This window comes from Pseudomonas sp. IT-P12 (genome assembly GCF_949767465.1).
Lineage (GTDB): Bacteria > Pseudomonadota > Gammaproteobacteria > Pseudomonadales > Pseudomonadaceae > Aquipseudomonas.
The window spans coordinates 1,040,887-1,056,278 of sequence record NZ_CATKPY010000021.1 but is presented as its reverse complement, the minus strand read 5'-3'; the positions used below and the strand labels follow the sequence as shown (position 1 = coordinate 1,056,278).

The window sequence follows — 15,392 nt, the reverse complement described above, 5'->3', positions numbered from 1 at the left end:
GTCATGCCTCACCTGCACATGGAATACACCGCCAACCTGCCTGAGCTGAATGCCGATGTGGCGCTGCTGCGGTTCAACAATGCGCTGGTGGCTTCCGGTCAGTTTGCTGCCGAATCCGACATCAAGGCCCGCGCGGTGAAGGTCGAGACCTTCAAGGTCGGCACCGCCTTGAACGAGCGTGCGTTCGTGTACGTCAACCTGGCGCTGTTGAGTGGCCGCTCGCCGCAGATCAAGAAGCAGTTGTCGGAAAGCCTGCTGGCGGTGCTGCAGGACCTGTGTCAGTGGCCAGCCGGTGTGGAAGTGCAGTTGGCAGTGGAAATTGTCGACATGGATCGCGAGTCCTACAGCAAGGTCGCCATCAATAACTGAGTGTCATCCGGTGCCGAGCAGCCGCAGCGTTCTGGATCGCGTGACGATTCACGGTGTGGCGCAGGCTGCTCCCATCTGTCGAATGTTTAGCCAGACCACAACCAAAGTTCTTCAAATCCCGATTTAACGACTTATCCCGCCGTGTGACGCTGCTGCCATCTGTTCACTGCGGTCTACTCTATGGACGATTGTCCGGTCGCACTCCCTTCTGAACTTGCCTTCTGGGCGTTGTGGCACTGTCGTCACGCGCGCCCGCCGGATTCCTGCCTTTCCCGTTAATGATCCTGACAGGTCCTGGGCTATCCCCCGGATCAAATCGGCAGCGCCTGCGCGTTTGCCTGACGCGGAAACAAGAGAATTCCCATGAGTTGTGCCACGACATCCTTCGCCTCCCCGCAAGAAGCCCTGACTTTTCTGCAACAGAACCCGGATATCGAGATGTTCGAGTTGTTCATCCTCGACAACAACGGTGTGCCCCGGGGCAAGTTGCTGCACCGCGATGAGTTGCTGGCGGTGTACGAAAGCGGGCGCCCCTTGCCCAGCACGATCCTGGGCCTGACCATCAACGGTGATGACGTGGAAAATTCCGGGCTGGTCTGGGAGGTCGGTGATATCGATTGCCGTGCCTACCCGCTCAGCGGCAGCCTGACGCGCATGCCGTGGCGTCTGATGCCGACGGCGGCGGTGCAGGTCAGCATGCATCCGACGCAGGGCATGCCGGCGACGATCGCCGACCCCCGGCACTTGTTGGCGAAGGTGATCGAAGGCCTGCAAGCCGACGGTTATTACCCGGTGATGGCGGCGGAACTGGAGTTCTACCTGCTGGACCAGCAGCGCGACAGCCACGGCCGGCCGCAGCCGGCGCGGGATGTCGATGGTGGCCGTCCTCGGGGCACACAGGTCTACGGTCTGCGCGAACTGGAGCAGATCGAGCCGTTCCTGGCCGATTTGTACAATGCCTGCAAACTCCAGGGCATTCCGGCACGCACGGCGATCTCTGAATACGCCCCGGGGCAGGTTGAAATCACCCTCGAGCATCGCACCGATGCCCTGCAGGCGATGGACGAGGCCGTGCGCTACAAGCGTCTGGTCAAGGGCGTGGCGCACAAGCACGGGATGACGGCGTGCTTCATGGCCAAACCCTTCGATGATCTGGCCGGGACCGGCATGCACATGCACGTCAGCCTGGCCGACCGCGACGGTCACAACCTGTTTGCCAGCGAGGCCGCGGACGGTACGCCGCTGCTCAGGCACGCGGTGGGCGGCATGCTCAGCACCTTGCTCGATTCGTTGTTGCTGTTCTGCCCGAATGCCAACTCCTACCGACGGTTCCAGACCAATAGCTACGCGCCCCTGGCCGCCACCTGGGGCGTCGACAACCGCACCGTGAGTTTGCGCGTCCCGGGCGGCCCGGCGTTCTCGCGACACATCGAGCATCGCATCTGCGGCGCCGACGCCAATCCGTACCTGGCCGCAGCGGCGATCCTGGCCGGCATCCATCGCGGTATTCGCGAGCAGTCGGACCCGGGTGCGCCCGTGGAAGGCAACGGTTACGCCCAGGCCACGCGATTGTTGCCCACCGACTGGCTCACGACCTTGCGTGCACTGGAAGCTTCAAGTTGGGCGCGGGAAGCCCTTGGCGCGGAGTTTCTTGGGGTTTACCTTGCCGTCAAACGTGCCGAGTATCGACAGTTCATGGGGGAGGTCGGAGAACAGGATTGGCGTTGGTACCTGAATCAGGCCTGAACCATTCTCAAATACTACTAAAGTTGTTGTAGAAGACGCTAAGCCAACTAATCGTTGGCTTCTTTTTCACAAAAAATTGATGGTTGTCTGCCTAAAGTTAGTGCTGTCGCGATAAATGAAATTTTCACATTTGTCGACGGCATTTCTTTTCAGGAACAGCCAATCATCATGTTGAAGTTCAAAGCCGTGCGCCCGGAGTGGGTGACACTGATTGCCAGCGCCTTTCTTTTGATCGGGTTCAACTCGGTACTGTGGCAGCACCTGTTTGAAATCACCGCGTCCGACGCCAAGGGTGTCGTCATGCGCGTGGCTTTCGGACTGATGATTCTGGCGGCCTTGAATATGGTGCTGACCCTTTTTGCTTTCCGTCCCGTCATGAAACCGTTGCTGACCCTGATTTTCATGATCAGCGCCAGCGTGGCGTATTTCATGAGCCAATACGGTGTGCTGATGGACACCGGAATGTTGCGTAACTTCGCGCAGACCAATGCCACGGAAGTGCGCGATTTACTCTCGGTCAAGTTGTTTCTCTATATTGTTTTGCTCGGCATATTACCGTCCTGGTTGTTGTGGAGGACACCCGTTAATTATCGTCGCTGGCACCGCGAGTTAATCAGTAAGTTGTTGGTGGGAGTTGCCTCGGTTGCGGTGATTGGCGGTGTTGCACTGGGTAATTATCAGGGGTTGTCATCGTTGTTCCGCAATCATCATGAATTGCGTTTGATGGTGGTCCCCAGTAATTACGTGGGCGCCTCGTTCAGTTACTTGAGCGAACAAGTCGCTTCAGCCCAGCAGCCCTTCGTCAGGATTGGCGAAGACGCCGAGAGAAATCCGGCGTGGCACGCCCACGGCCGCAAATCCCTGACCGTGTTGGTCGTGGGCGAAAGCGCCCGGGCCGAAAACTTTGGCGTGCTGGGCTACCACCGCGACACCACCCCTCAACTGGACAAGGAAGCAGGCCTGATCGCCTTCACCGATGTGCATTCCTGCGGCACGGAAACCGCCGTCTCGGTGCCTTGCATGTTTTCCAACATGGGCCGCAAGGACTACAACGCCAGCAAGGCAAAGAATGAAGAAGGGCTGCTGGACGTGCTCAAGCGTGCAGGGCTCGACGTGATCTGGCGGGATAACCAGTCGGGCTGCAAAGGCACGTGCGATCGGGTCACCCTCGAGGACGTCAGTAATTTGAAGGACCCGGCACTGTGCGCCAACAGCGAATGCCGGGATGAGATTCTCCTGCAGGGTTTGCAGCACTTCATCGATAACCTGGACAAGGACACCGTGCTGGTGCTGCACCAGATGGGCAGTCACGGGCCCGAGTACTTCAAGCGCTATCCAAAGGAGTACGAGCGATTCACTCCGGTTTGCGAGAGTAATGCCCTCAACAATTGCAGTCGCGAAAGTATCGTCAATGGTTACGACAATACGCTGGTGTACACCGACCATGTGCTGTCGACCCTGATCGACCTGCTGCGCAGCAACCAGGACAAGGTCGATACCGCGATGTTGTACCTGTCGGACCACGGCGAGTCCCTGGGCGAGTACAACCTGTTCCTCCACGGCACGCCTTACATGATGGCGCCCGATCAGCAAAAGCATGTCGCGATGCTCGCCTGGTTTTCCGACAGCTATCAGAAGTCGTTCTCGGTGGACACCCATTGCCTGCAACTGAGCCGTGAAAAGCCGTTGAGCCAGGACAACCTGTTCCATTCGATGCTCGGTTTGCTGGAGGTCAGCAGCAAGGTCTACAACCAGGACCTGGATATGTTTGCCGGTTGTCGCGGTGCGGTGATCGACGGTGTGTTGGCCAAGGAGTAAGGGCTTCGACCTTTTTTTCACCTGCCGGCCGTTAACGTGCGTTCCGCCAGACTATTCCTACAAGAGCCTTTGCACATGTCCGCGCAGTCCCCCTCCACCATTGAGCTTGAGTTCGCCCGGCGCCACGAGGAGGAGCATGCCCGCGTCTGCTTGCAGCCGCATCCCCGTGGCTTCATCGGACGCCTGGCGTTCTGGCGCGACGAGCAGTTGGTGCGCAATGCGCTCAAGGTGGCGGGCGAACCGGGATTGATACTGGATGTCGCCTGCGGGGCCGGGCGCTTCTGGCCGGTGCTGGCAGAGCATGCGAACCGGGTGATTCTGGCGTCCGATCCGTCGCGGCAGATGCTCGACCATGCGCCGATCCATCACTCGCAACAGGTGTTGAAACGCATCAAGACTTTTCAGGGGTCGGCGTTCACCCTCGGCTTGTCGGCGAACGCGGTGGACTGCATTTTTTGCATGCAGCTGTATCAACACATCGCCAGTCCCGAGCATCGTCTGGCCATCCTCCGGGAGTTCCATCGGGTCAGTCGCGATACGGTGATTGTGGCGGTGCAGATTGATGCCCGTTTGAAGCGCCGGCCATCGACACAGGGCTCTGGGGCCCGACCGTGGGTCAACAAGGCTGAAGTGGAGGCCGAATTCAGGCAGGCCGGCTTCACTCTGCTCAGTCATCAGGACTTCCTGCCCGGTTGCGTGTGCAAGCGCGTCTACGTCTTGCGTAAGACCTTGTAACCTCCCTCCATCAGACAATTCTTGCCTTCAAGCAGGTTTTTTCGTTAAAGCTCTTGTTTAGCGGATGCGCGGAAATCGCCGGGGGCGATATATACTGCGCGCCATTCTTCAAGGGAGAGCCGTGTGGCCATCGATATTCACTGGATTCGCGACAACGATAGCCTCGCCCGGTTTTGTGCCGAGTGGCAGCAGCTGCCCTACGTTGCCCTCGACACCGAGTTCATGCGGGTCGACACCTTTTATCCGATTGCCGGCCTGTTGCAGGTTGGCGACGGCGTGCGCGCTTACCTGATCGATCCGCTGACCATCGACCGCTGGCAACCCCTGGCTGCCTTGCTGGAAAACCCGGCCGTGGTCAAGGTGCTCCATGCCTGCAGCGAAGACCTCGAGGTGCTGCTGCGCCTGACCGGCAGCCTGCCGGCGCCGCTGTTCGACACGCAACTGGCCGCCGCCTACCTGAACCTCGGCTTTTCCATGGGTTACTCGCGCCTGGTGCAGGAAGTGCTGGGCATCGAACTGCCCAAGGGCGAAACTCGTTCCGACTGGCTGCAACGTCCGCTGTCGGACACCCAGATCAGCTACGCCGCTGAAGATGCCTTGCACCTTGCAGAAGTTTTCGTACAACTGCGTCCCAAGCTGTCTGACGACAAATACGCCTGGGTCCTGGAAGACGGCGCCGAGCTGGTGGCCAACCTGCGGCGCGAAATCGATCCCTATGAGGTTTATCGCGACGCCAAGCTGGCCTGGAAGCTTTCCCGGGCCCAGCTCGCCGTGCTGCGCGAACTCTGCGCCTGGCGCGAGCGCGAGGCCCGCGCCCGCGACCTGCCGCGCAATCGCATCATCCGCGAACATTCCCTGTGGCCGCTGGCGCGTACGCAGCCGGACAACCTCGCGGCGCTGGGTAAAATCGAAGACATGCACCCGCGCACCGTGCGCCAGGATGGCGAATTCCTGCTGGATCTGATCAAGCGCTCCGGCAGCGTGTCGCCCGATCAGTGGCCGCCTGCCGTGCCGGAGCCGCTGCCCGTGGATGCCGCCGCGCTGATCAAGCAGTTGCGCGCCCTCGGCCAGGCCGAAGCCGAGCGACTGAACATTGCGCCGGAACTGATGCTGCGCAAGAAAACCCTGGAAGCCCTGCTCAAGAGCGGCTTCCCCAACGGTCCCTACCAATTGCCTGATTCGCTGCGTGGCTGGCGCCGCGAATTGATGGGCCAGGCCTTGCTCGACAGCCTGGCCACCCCCGGAGAACAGCCTTGAAACGTATTTGCTCGATCTACCGCAGTTCGAAGAGAAACGAGATGTACCTCTATGTGCTCAAGAGTGACGCCCTGGAGCGTGTGCCGGAACCGCTGATGGCGGCCTTCGGCAAGGCCATCCACGCGTTCGATCTGGTGCTGAGCCCCGAGCGCAAGCTGTCGCGCGAAGACATCGCGGTGGTCCTGGAAAACCTTGAGAAGCAGGGCTACCACCTGCAGATGCCGCCGGCCGAAGACGAGTACATCGAACACTTGCCGGAAGAATTGTTGCGGCGCAACGACCCGGTCTGACCGGCAGACAGGCTCTGTTCAGAGTCGGCGTGAAATACTGGAATGATTTTGGCGATGGCCAGGCCGGGGAGCGAGACTTCCCCGGCGGCCGTTTGCACTGCTTTTGAAAGGTTTGAACCATGCGCGTTCTGATTGCCGAACACGACTACGCTGTATACGCCCAACTGTTGCGCCAGGCCGCGCCTGAACTGGAAGTGCTCACCAGCGGTGACTCCGCCGAACTGGCCCGTCAGGCCGCCGATTGCCCGATCTGGCTGGGCCAGCCGGACCTGCTGGCCACCCTGCTGCGTCAGGGCCACCAGCCTCAGTGGCTGCAGTCGACCTGGGCCGGTATCACGCCACTGCTGGCCGACGGGCTGACACGGCACTATCGCCTGACGCGCGCGGTGGGGATTTTCGGTCAGGTCATGGCCGAATACGTGCTGACCTACATGCTCGGCCACGAACGTGAAGTGCTGCCGCGCCTGGTCAGCCAGGTCGAGCGCAAATGGGACAGCCGTCAGGGCCAGAGCCTGGCGGGGCGCAAGGTGTTGATCGTCGGCACCGGCGATATTGGCCAGACCGTCGCGCAGTTTCTGCTGCCGTTCGGGGTCGAGTTGTATGGCATCGCCAGCGAAGCCCGGGTACAGGCCCCGTTTGCCGAAGTGGCCACGCTGGCAGACTTGCCGCGCCTGGTGGGTGAAGTGGATTACGTGATCAACCTGCTGCCGAACACGCCGACGACCCATGACCTGTACGACGCCGCGCTGTTCAGGCAATTCAAGTCGACGGGCCTGTTCATCAACGCCGGGCGCGGGGTGGCGGTGGTCGATGCTGACCTGGTGGAAGCCTTGAAGGAAGGGCATCTGGCGGGGGCGGTGATCGATGTCTGCCGTCAGGAGCCGTTGCCGCAACGCCACCCGTTCTGGACGGCCTGGGGCTTGCTGCTGACGGGGCACAGCTCGGCGCCGACTTCGCCGACGATGATGGTGCAACTGTTCGTCGAGAACCTGCGGGCGTATCACGCGGGCCAGGCACTGCGCGGGGAAGTGGATTTCGATCGAGGTTATTGACACCACCCTGATCAAACTGTGGGAGCGAGCCTGCTCGCGATAACGGCGTATCAGACGATGAAAGTGTCGACTGACAGGTCCTCATCGCGAGCTGGCTCGCTCCCACAATGGAAATCGCGCTATGGCTCAGAGGCTGAAATCGCCTTCGGCAACCGTTTCACTCAACGGCCGACGCGGGCTGGGCGTTTCGCGCGCTTGCAGGTAGTCCGCCAGCGTCGCCTTGTCGCCGAGCTTGCCCACCGCAACGGCGGCGTGCAGCGCGTAACCTTCAGGAATGTTCAGCTCCTTGCGGGTCAGTTCCTGATCGAAACCGGCCATGCCGTGGGTGTGCCAGCCACTGAGGCTCGCTTGCAACGCCAGATGACCCCAGGCCGAACCGGTGTCGAAGGTGTGCCACAAGGCCGGGGTTTCTTCCGTGGCGCCGGGCGCGACGAAGGTGGTCTTGGAGATCACGATCACCAGCGCCGAGGCGTGTTGTGCCCAACTGCGGTTGAATTCGTTGAGCAGGCCCAGGTAACGCTCCCAGTTTGGCGTGTCGCGACGCGCATACAGGAAGCGCCATGGCTGCGAGTTGTAGGCCGATGGCGCCCAGCGTGCGGCTTCGAAGAAGCTCAGCAGGGTTTCTTCGGGGATGGCTTCGCCGGTGAAGGCACGGGGCGACCAGCGATCGGTGAATTGCGGGTGGATGGCATAATCGGCAACGCGTGGATTGGCACTCATGCGGAAATTCCTTGCGGTCAAAGAGTCGATTTAAAACCGGCGGGCACAGGTAGGCTGGGCGATGGGTTTTTTCATGGGCCTGGCATTTCATCTGAATGCAACGCGGTCGGGCGTTCATGGCACGCAGTGCCTGGCTCCTTGCGACTGGCAAAGCTACTTGGCGACGCATTAACTGACAAGTCCCGTTCTACCGGCAGTCGCCAATGCTTGGCCGGCGGGGCGCCGGGCACTAGACTGGCGGCCTTTTCACCACCTGATGTTGATGCTCGAGCCATGGCCGCCAAAGTCGAACCGTTCTGGATACGCAAAACCCTCGATCAACTCGATCAGGAGGAATGGGAATCGCTGTGCGACGGTTGCGGGCTGTGCTGCCTGCAAAAGCTCGAGGATGAGGACGACAACAGCGTTTATTACACGCGCATCGCCTGTAAATTGCTGGACCTGAAAACCTGCCAGTGCAGCGATTACCCCAACCGTCGCGAATTCGTGCCGGACTGCATTCAACTCACGCCCGGCAAGGCCGATGAGTTCAAGTGGCTGCCGCCGACCTGCGGTTATCGTCTGGTCAGTGAAGGCAAGGACCTGCCGCTCTGGCATCACCTGGTGTGCGGTGATCGCGACGCCGTACACCACGAACGCATTTCTCAGTCCGGGCGCATGCTCGCCGAAGGCAGCGTGGCCGAAGAGGATTGGGAAGATCATCTGATTTTCCGCGCAGGTTAGTTTCAACAAGGAGTGTGTATGGCTGTGGGATTGCGCCTGGCGCTGGCCGTCGGGCTGGTGGCCCTGAGTTCGTCGGTGTGGGCGGCGAAGAAAGTCGATCTGGATTATCACGTGCGCCTGCTGCCGCAAAGCGATCAGGCTGAAGTGCGCCTGACCCTGGCCCAGGGCTCGGCGGTGCGCAGCCTGGATTTCGACCTCGGTGACGGCAATCGTTACAGCGACTTCGAGGCCGACGGCAATTGGCAGCTCACCCCTGGCAAGCCGACTCGCGGCATCTGGCGCCCGGCGGCGGACAAGGCCAGCCTGACCTATCGCGTACGCATCAGCCACAGCCGCAAGAATGGCAGCTTCGACACGCGCATGACGCCGGGCTGGGCGCTGATGCGTGGTGACGATCTGGTGCCCGCCGCCAGGCTCGATCAGCAGGATGGCATCGAGTTGGTGTCACGCCTTGAGTTCGAGTTGCCCAGTGGCTGGAAAAGCGTCGAAACCGCCTGGCCGCGCATCGGCAAGAACAAGTTCCGCATCGACAACGTCTCGCGCCTGTTCGATCGGCCCACGGGCTGGATGCTCGCCGGCCACCTTGGCAGTCGTCGCACCCGTCTGGGGGAAACCGAGGTCACCGTGGCCTCGCCGAAGGGGCAGGGCATGCACCGCATGGACGTGCTGACACTGCTGACGTTCGTCTGGCCGCAGGTGCAGGCGGTGTTCCCGCGACATCCCGCCAAACTGCTGATCGTCGGGGCGAATGACCCGATGTGGCGCGGCAGCCTGGCGGCGCGGGAATCGATCTACCTCAATACGCGTCTGCCGCTGGTCAGCGAAAGCGGCAGCAGCGCGCTGGTGCGGGAGTTGGCCCAACTGTTCGGGCGCGTCAACGATACGCAGCGCAGCGACTGGATCAGCGAAGGGCTGGCCGAGTACTACGCGATCGAGCTGGTGCGGCGCGCCGGGGGGATGAGTGACGAGCGTTATGAAAACCTGCATGGCAAGCTGGTCAAGGACAGCCAGAAAGTCACCACCTTGCGTGACGCCCAGGCCAGCCCGGCGCAGGTGGCCAAGGCGGTGTTGTTGCTGCAAGAGCTGGATCGCGAGATTCGCCTGAAAACCCGCAACAAGCGCTCGCTGGATGATGTGATGCGTGGGGCGATGCGGTTGGAAAGTGTGAATACCCGGGACTTTGTGCAACTGGCCGAAAGCGTGATCGGCGAGTCATCCAGAGTGCTCAATACCGAGTTGCTTCAGTAACACTGCTATCGCGAGCAAGGACGACGCATCACCTGTGGGAGCGAGCCTGCTCGCGATGAAGCCATTAGCCCCAGCGTGCAATCAGGCTCAAACCCCGGCTTTAGGCGACTTCAACGAATCATTGCCGGTCACGGTCGCCGTGTTGGTCGCCGCTTCCGCATTCGCTTTCAATCGCCCCAACTCTTCCCCGGCACGTTCGATCTTCGCTCGCACGTTGTTCATGTCCTGGCGGCTTTTTTCCAGCAGGCTTTTGGCCGAACTGTGGCCGGTGATGCCCCGGGCCAGTGCCACGCCGCCGATGGCCACCTGGATCAGGCCGAAAATACCGCCGCGACGCAGGCCCTTGCCGACCATCACCACGCCGCCCGCCAGCGAGCCGAGGCGTTCCCAGCCGTGGACGTTCTGCTCGGAAGGGCTCTGGAACGGAGTGGTTTCGATACGCTCCACGCGTTTGAGTTGGCTCATGATCTGTCTCCTGGCGCAAATGACTGCTTCGATGGATATTTAAGCTGACTGCCGAGGCAGGCGGCTTGTTCCATCGGATGTGGGCGGTTCAGCGAAATTTCGGCCCGGAGCGGGTGTTCAAGCCCTTGGCCATGCGGTCGTAGAGCACAACGTTGACCGTGGCGGCGAGGTTCATGCAGCCGGTGGTCGGGATGTAGACCACGTCTTCGCACCAGTCCCGAATCTCCTTGTCCAGCGAGCCGTCTTCCGGGCCAAAGATATACAGCGCGCGATCCGGATGGGTGTATTCGGGCAACGAGCGGGCACCCTCGACCAGCTCCACGGCGACCGGGACGCAGCCCAGCGGCAAGATCTTTTTCAGGTCGTCGATGCCGATCAGCGGGATGTCGTAGTGCACGCGCTTGGTGTCGGTGACGAAATCGGCGGCGCGTTCATAACGCTTGCCGGTGTAGAACACGGACGCCACGCCATAGCAGCCGGCGGCGCGCATGACCGAGCCGACGTTTTCCGGTGATTTGGGGTTATACAAACCAATGCAGCTGTACCGTTTGTCTGCCACGAGCGGGGTGCCTTCGGGAAAAAACGGCGATTATACGGGGAATGGGGCAGGGCGGCGGGTCTGATGTTTTTTTGCTGTCTGTGCCGGCGTCATCGCGAGCAGGCTCGCTCCCACAGGGGGCATGGGTGTAACGGAGCCAGTGTGGGAGCGAGCCGGCTCGCGATGGGGCCAGTAACGGCCCCGAAAAAACAGCCTCAGTCTTCCTTCTTCATCAACCCGGCCAACGCCGCAAAGGGGTTGTGCGTGGCCTTGGCGATCTTCGGCGTGCTCAGCGAGCCTTCGCCGAAATACTGCTGGTCGGTGTAGCGCGAGTGTTCGTTGTCGTGGCAGTACAGGCACAACAGCTCCCAGTTCGAGCCGTCCTGCGGGTTGTTGTCGTGGTTGTGGTCGCGGTGGTGCACGGTCAGTTCGCTCAGGCGCTTGCCGGAAAATTCACGGGCGCAGCGGCCGCACACGTGCGGGTACATCTTCAGGGCCTTGTCGCGATAACCCATTTCCTTGTCGCGCTGGTTGTCGGCGAGGATGCGGTCCAGCTTCGACGTGTTGGTGGGGGTGGACGAACTCATGGGTTCACCTTTGTAAAAGACTGATGACGGTTAGGCTCGCAGTTTAGCTCAGCCCTTGAGCTTCTCGGCAATCCAGATGGTGTGGCGGGTGCCTTTGTTGCCGTGGGCGAAGACCTGGACTTCTTCGGCCTTGAATCCGGCCTTCTTCAGTTTGTCGGAAAACTGCCGGTCGGCGCTGGCCGACCAGACGGCCAGCACGCCTTTTGGCCGCAAGGCCTTGGCGCAGGCACTCAGGCCGCCGGCCGAGTAGAGCCAACTGTTGGCGCGCTGGGTAAGGCCTTCGGGCCCGTTGTCGACGTCGAGCATGATTGCGTCGAACCCCTGCGGTTCGGCTTGCAGCACCTTGGCCACGTCTTCCATGCGGATCACTGTACGTGGATCCTGCAACGGTTTGCCGGCTTTTTCGCCCAGCGGCCCGCGATTCCACTCGACCACGCCGGGCACCAGTTCGGCGACCACCACCTCGGCGCCCTTGCCCAGATGCTTCAGGGCCGAAGCGAGGGTGAAGCCCAAGCCCAGGCCTCCGATCAGCACCCGCGAGTTCGGACGCCCGGCAACCTTGCGGCAGGGGATCTCGGCCAGGGCATCTTCGGAACCGTGCATGCGCGTGTTCATCAGCTGGCCGCCATCACCGCCCTGGATCTTGATGACAAAATCCTCGCCGTATTCGAACAGGCACAGGGCACCGCCGTTGCCAGGGATTGGGGCGGTGTCGAGCAGGACGAAACGTTTCATGGGGATCTCTTGAGAAGATTGGGCAAAGGGGAAGGCAAAGGCGCGCCGTTGGGAGTAGCCTGCAGGCAGACAACCTGTCAACGGAGCCCTGATGAAGCGCACCATTCTAACGGTCATTGCCCTGGCCGCGCTCTCGATAACTGCAGCGTCGGCCCAGGAGCTGCAAACCATTCCGACCAGCCCGGCGCCGCTGCCCGGTTCGCCCGGTACCGCGACGCCGACACCTTACCCGCAGATCACCCCCAACAGCGTGCCCAAGGCCGGTCCGGGCAGCGGCGGGCCACCGCTGTTGCCACCGATCGACGTCCCCAGCCCGCCGCCCAGGGACCAGCCCCTGCCGGGACTTGAGCAGAACACCACGAAGAGCAAGTCGCCGGGTGGCTAGACCTGTTGCGAAAGCAGTTGCCCGTCGGCCATGCGCAAGCGCTTGGACAGGGACACGGCCAGGGCTCGGATGATCTTGGCGGCGATCTTCGGCGCGTCGTTGAGCATTTTTTCCAGTGAGTCCTTGCCCAGGTTGAGCAACTGGCAGTTGCTCGCGGCCACGCAGCTGGCGGAGCGGCGCTCGCCATCGAGCACCGCCATTTCGCCGAAGGCCCGGCCGCTGCGCAGGATGGTCATGGTCACCAGTTGGCCGTCGCTGTTGGTTTTCTGTACCGCGACCTGGCCGGTGTGAATGATGCACATGAAGCTGCCGGCATCGCCTTCGTGGAAAATCTCTTCGCCCTCGGCCACCGTGCTGATGCTGAAATAGCCTGAAGCTGCCGCGAAGTCGGCGGGCTGCAATTGAGCGAACAGGCCGCAGTCCATCAGCCAGTCGCGAATTTCATTGTTCAGTAAGGTCGGTTCTGACATGTCGTGCGGTCTTTTTTGTTGTGTCTGTCGTGGCGGATCTTGATCGGCTTTTTTGTGGGAGCGAGCCTGCTCGCGATTGGGCCGCCTATTCAATACGAATGCGGGCTGTGCTGCCGCCATCGCGAGCAGGCTCGCTCCCACAATGGAAACGCGATGGTCTTAAGACCGGGCCATCAGGCCAAGTTCCTCAGGCAATGCCCAAAACCTTGAAAACGAATGCGTATTCGAGCGCTACGTCACGTAATCCCTGATAACGGCCGCTCATTCCGCCGTGGCCAGCCCCCAGCTCGGTCTTGAGCAGTAACGGATTGTTGTCGGTTTTGTTGGCGCGCAGCTTGGCCACCCACTTGGCGGCTTCCCAATACTGTACGCGACTGTCGTTGTAGCCCGCGATCACCAGCGTCGCCGGATACTCTTGCGCAGTGACGTTTTCGTACGGGGCGTAGGCCTTGATCCGTTCGTAGACGTCCGGCTCCTGCGGGTTGCCCCACTCGTCGTACTCGGTAATGGTCAGCGGCAGGTCCGGGTCGAGCATGGTATTGAGCACGTCGACGAACGGCACTTCGGCAATCGCCGCGCCGAACAGCTGCGGGCGCATGTTCAGCACCGCGCCGATCAGCAGGCCGCCGGCACTGCCGCCGCTGATCGCCAGTTGCGGGGAAGTGGTGTAACCGTTGGCAATCAGGTGCTCGGCGCAGGCGATGAAATCGCTGAAGGTGTTGTGCTTGTGTTCCTGTTTGCCGGCGCGGTACCAGGCCTCACCCAGTTCGCCGCCGCCGCGCACATGGGCGATGGCAAAGGCCACGCCGCGATCCAGCAGGCTCAGGCGGGCGTGGGAGAACCACGGGTCGAGGCTCTGGCCGTAGGCGCCGTAGCCGTACAGGTACAGCGGCGTCGGTTGGCCCAGCGCTTCGCGCTTGACCACCAGGCTGATCGGCACTTGCGTGCCGTCCGGGGCGGTGGCCCAGAGACGCTGGCTGACGTAGGCATCGGCGTCGAACGGGCCGAGCACCGGGGTCTGCTTCAACACCTTCTGCTCGCCGTTGACCAGTTCCAGTTGGCGGATTTGCGCCGGCCGGTTCAGCGCTTCATAGCGCAGGCGAATCTGCTCGCTGACGAAATCCAGACTGTTCTGGACGTGCAGGCTGTAGGCGGCATCCGGCAATTGCACGCGGTAGCTGGGCAGGTCCTGCGGGTGCACTTCGATAATCGGCAGGCCGCCCTCGCGCAGGCTCAGGGTCATGGCCCCGGCATTGAGGCTCATGCCATCGATCATCGTGCTGTCGCGATGGGGGATCAGGTTGCGCCAGTCGGCTTCGCACGGCGCCACGCCGGTATCGACGGCGGTGTAGAGGGCGAAGTTGATGCCGTCGCGGTTGGTGCGAATGAACCAGGTCCACTGCCCGTCGAGTGCGCCGTGATCGACATCGTACTCATGGTCTTCGACCCGTGGTGCGATGCAGGTAAAGGCCTGCTGCGGCTGGAAGGCGTCCAGCACCCAGATTTCGCTGGTGGTCTTGCTGCCCAGGGCCAGCAGCAATTGCTGTTCGGAGCTGGAGCGGTAGCAGTGCATGAAGAACCGGCCGTCCGGCTCATGGAACACTTCTTCGGCCGCCGTGCCGTCCAGCCGGTAGCGGAGCAGCTTGTGCGGGCGATGGGTGTCGTCCAGTTCGCCGAAAAACAGCGTCAGGCTGTCGTTGGCCCAGGTCATGCTGCCATCGCAGTTCTCGAACGCCAGCTCGCTGACACGGCCGTCGGACAATTCCTTGATGAACAGGGTGTAAATCTCGTCGCCCGTGGCGTCGACGCTGTAGGCCAGGCGCTGGTGATCCGGGCTGATGCTGAACGCGCCGAGGGAGAAGAAGCCGCCGTTGGCCAGTTCGTTCGGGTCCAGCAGCAGCTGTTCCCGGCTTTCGTCGAGCTGCAGGCTGTCGTCGTCCGGGCGCGGGCAGCGGTAGTGCCGGGCGTACTCGTCGCCGGCGGTGGTGCGCGTGTAATACAGATAGGGGCCCCACGGCGAAGGCAGCGACAGGTCGGTTTCGAGGATGCGGCCCTTGATCTCTTCGAACAGGGTTTCGCGCAGCCCGGCCTGATCGGCGGTTTGCGCTTCCTGATAGCTGTTTTCCGCTTTCAGGTAGTCGAGCACCGCGTCGGTGTCGCGTTCCTGCAGCCAGGCATACGGGTCAGTGCCTGGCGCCTTGTGGGCAATAGGGGCGCTGGTGACGTTGGCGGATTGGGGCATGAAGGGCTCTCG

The 15,392-nt window shown here is 61.7% G+C and carries 17 protein-coding genes; 10 read left to right on the top strand and 7 right to left on the bottom strand.

All coding sequences use genetic code 11. From position 1 onward, the window contains the following. The first annotated feature begins 3 nt into the window (after nt 1-3). The 7 genes from ACM6IM_RS13840 (at nt 4) to ACM6IM_RS13810 (ending at nt 7,267) form a co-directional block, all read left to right on the top strand. The gene (locus ACM6IM_RS13840) at nt 4-369 is read left to right on the top strand and encodes a 5-carboxymethyl-2-hydroxymuconate Delta-isomerase (RefSeq protein WP_201196120.1); all 366 of its coding nucleotides are present in this window, start codon (nt 4-6) and stop codon (nt 367-369) included. A gap of 363 nt (nt 370-732) precedes the next feature. Further along, nucleotides 733-2,115 (top strand): glutamine synthetase family protein, encoded by a 1,383-nt coding sequence (locus ACM6IM_RS13835; RefSeq protein WP_414865412.1) that lies wholly within the window; start codon nt 733-735, stop codon nt 2,113-2,115. Nucleotides 2,116-2,283: 168 nt separating this feature from the next. Continuing rightward, complete coding sequence (locus ACM6IM_RS13830; protein WP_414865411.1) at nt 2,284-3,933, top strand: phosphoethanolamine transferase; 1,650 nt, start codon at nt 2,284-2,286, stop codon at nt 3,931-3,933. 75 nt (nt 3,934-4,008) lie between these two features. Continuing rightward, nucleotides 4,009-4,668, top strand: coding sequence for a class I SAM-dependent methyltransferase (locus tag ACM6IM_RS13825; RefSeq protein WP_414865410.1), 660 nt, complete (start codon nt 4,009-4,011; stop codon nt 4,666-4,668). A gap of 123 nt (nt 4,669-4,791) precedes the next feature. Beyond that, entirely contained in the window at nt 4,792-5,925 is a 1,134-nt protein-coding gene (gene rnd / locus ACM6IM_RS13820) for a ribonuclease D (RefSeq protein ID WP_192302267.1), read from the top strand. Beyond that, a complete protein-coding gene (locus ACM6IM_RS13815) occupies nt 5,922-6,215 on the top strand; it encodes a YcgL domain-containing protein (protein WP_015093929.1) in 294 nt (97 codons plus the stop codon). Before rnd ends, ACM6IM_RS13815 begins: the two co-directional genes overlap by 4 nt. Nucleotides 6,216-6,334: 119 nt before the next feature. Then, a complete protein-coding gene (locus ACM6IM_RS13810; protein WP_414865409.1) occupies nt 6,335-7,267 on the top strand; it encodes a D-2-hydroxyacid dehydrogenase in 933 nt (310 codons plus the stop codon). Between the two features lie 126 nt (nt 7,268-7,393). Here ACM6IM_RS13810 and ACM6IM_RS13805 read toward each other — a convergent pair whose 3' ends face one another. After that, nucleotides 7,394-7,987 (bottom strand): nitroreductase family protein, encoded by a 594-nt coding sequence (locus tag ACM6IM_RS13805; RefSeq protein WP_192302265.1) that lies wholly within the window; start codon nt 7,985-7,987, stop codon nt 7,394-7,396. 273 nt (nt 7,988-8,260) lie between these two features. Here ACM6IM_RS13805 and ACM6IM_RS13800 point away from each other — a divergent pair, with 273 nt between their 5' ends. Next, nucleotides 8,261-8,710 (top strand): YcgN family cysteine cluster protein, encoded by a 450-nt coding sequence (locus ACM6IM_RS13800; protein WP_192302264.1) that lies wholly within the window; start codon nt 8,261-8,263, stop codon nt 8,708-8,710. A gap of 18 nt (nt 8,711-8,728) precedes the next feature. After that, the gene (locus tag ACM6IM_RS13795) at nt 8,729-9,958 is read left to right on the top strand and encodes a hypothetical protein (protein WP_414865408.1); all 1,230 of its coding nucleotides are present in this window, start codon (nt 8,729-8,731) and stop codon (nt 9,956-9,958) included. Nucleotides 9,959-10,045: 87 nt separating this feature from the next. On the opposite strand, the gene ACM6IM_RS13790 is transcribed toward ACM6IM_RS13795, so the two are convergent. From ACM6IM_RS13790 to ACM6IM_RS13775, 4 genes are all read right to left on the bottom strand, one after another. After that, a complete protein-coding gene (locus tag ACM6IM_RS13790; RefSeq protein ID WP_414865407.1) occupies nt 10,046-10,423 on the bottom strand; it encodes a DUF2892 domain-containing protein in 378 nt (125 codons plus the stop codon). Nucleotides 10,424-10,511: 88 nt separating this feature from the next. Next, the gene (locus ACM6IM_RS13785) at nt 10,512-10,982 is read right to left on the bottom strand and encodes an RNA methyltransferase (RefSeq protein ID WP_095171660.1); all 471 of its coding nucleotides are present in this window, start codon (nt 10,980-10,982) and stop codon (nt 10,512-10,514) included. Nucleotides 10,983-11,176: 194 nt separating this feature from the next. Further along, nucleotides 11,177-11,548: a YajD family HNH nuclease gene (locus ACM6IM_RS13780; protein ID WP_007944009.1), complete on the bottom strand. Its 372-nt coding sequence runs from the start codon at nt 11,546-11,548 to the stop codon at nt 11,177-11,179. A 48-nt stretch (nt 11,549-11,596) separates the two neighbouring features. After that, complete coding sequence (locus ACM6IM_RS13775) at nt 11,597-12,283, bottom strand: spermidine synthase (RefSeq protein WP_414865406.1); 687 nt, start codon at nt 12,281-12,283, stop codon at nt 11,597-11,599. A gap of 91 nt (nt 12,284-12,374) precedes the next feature. Here ACM6IM_RS13775 and ACM6IM_RS13770 point away from each other — a divergent pair, with 91 nt between their 5' ends. Then, nucleotides 12,375-12,668, top strand: a complete 294-nt coding sequence (locus ACM6IM_RS13770; RefSeq protein WP_201196108.1) for a hypothetical protein — start codon at nt 12,375-12,377, stop codon at nt 12,666-12,668. Here ACM6IM_RS13770 and ACM6IM_RS13765 read toward each other — a convergent pair. Together ACM6IM_RS13765 and ACM6IM_RS13760 are read right to left on the bottom strand one after the other, a co-directional pair. Beyond that, nucleotides 12,665-13,138 (bottom strand): Crp/Fnr family transcriptional regulator, encoded by a 474-nt coding sequence (locus tag ACM6IM_RS13765; protein ID WP_192302259.1) that lies wholly within the window; start codon nt 13,136-13,138, stop codon nt 12,665-12,667. The genes ACM6IM_RS13770 and ACM6IM_RS13765 overlap by 4 nt on opposite strands. Nucleotides 13,139-13,325: 187 nt before the next feature. Continuing rightward, on the bottom strand, nt 13,326-15,380 hold the full coding sequence (locus ACM6IM_RS13760; protein ID WP_414865405.1) for a S9 family peptidase: 2,055 nt from the start codon (nt 15,378-15,380) through the stop codon (nt 13,326-13,328). Nucleotides 15,381-15,392: the final 12 nt, after the last annotated feature.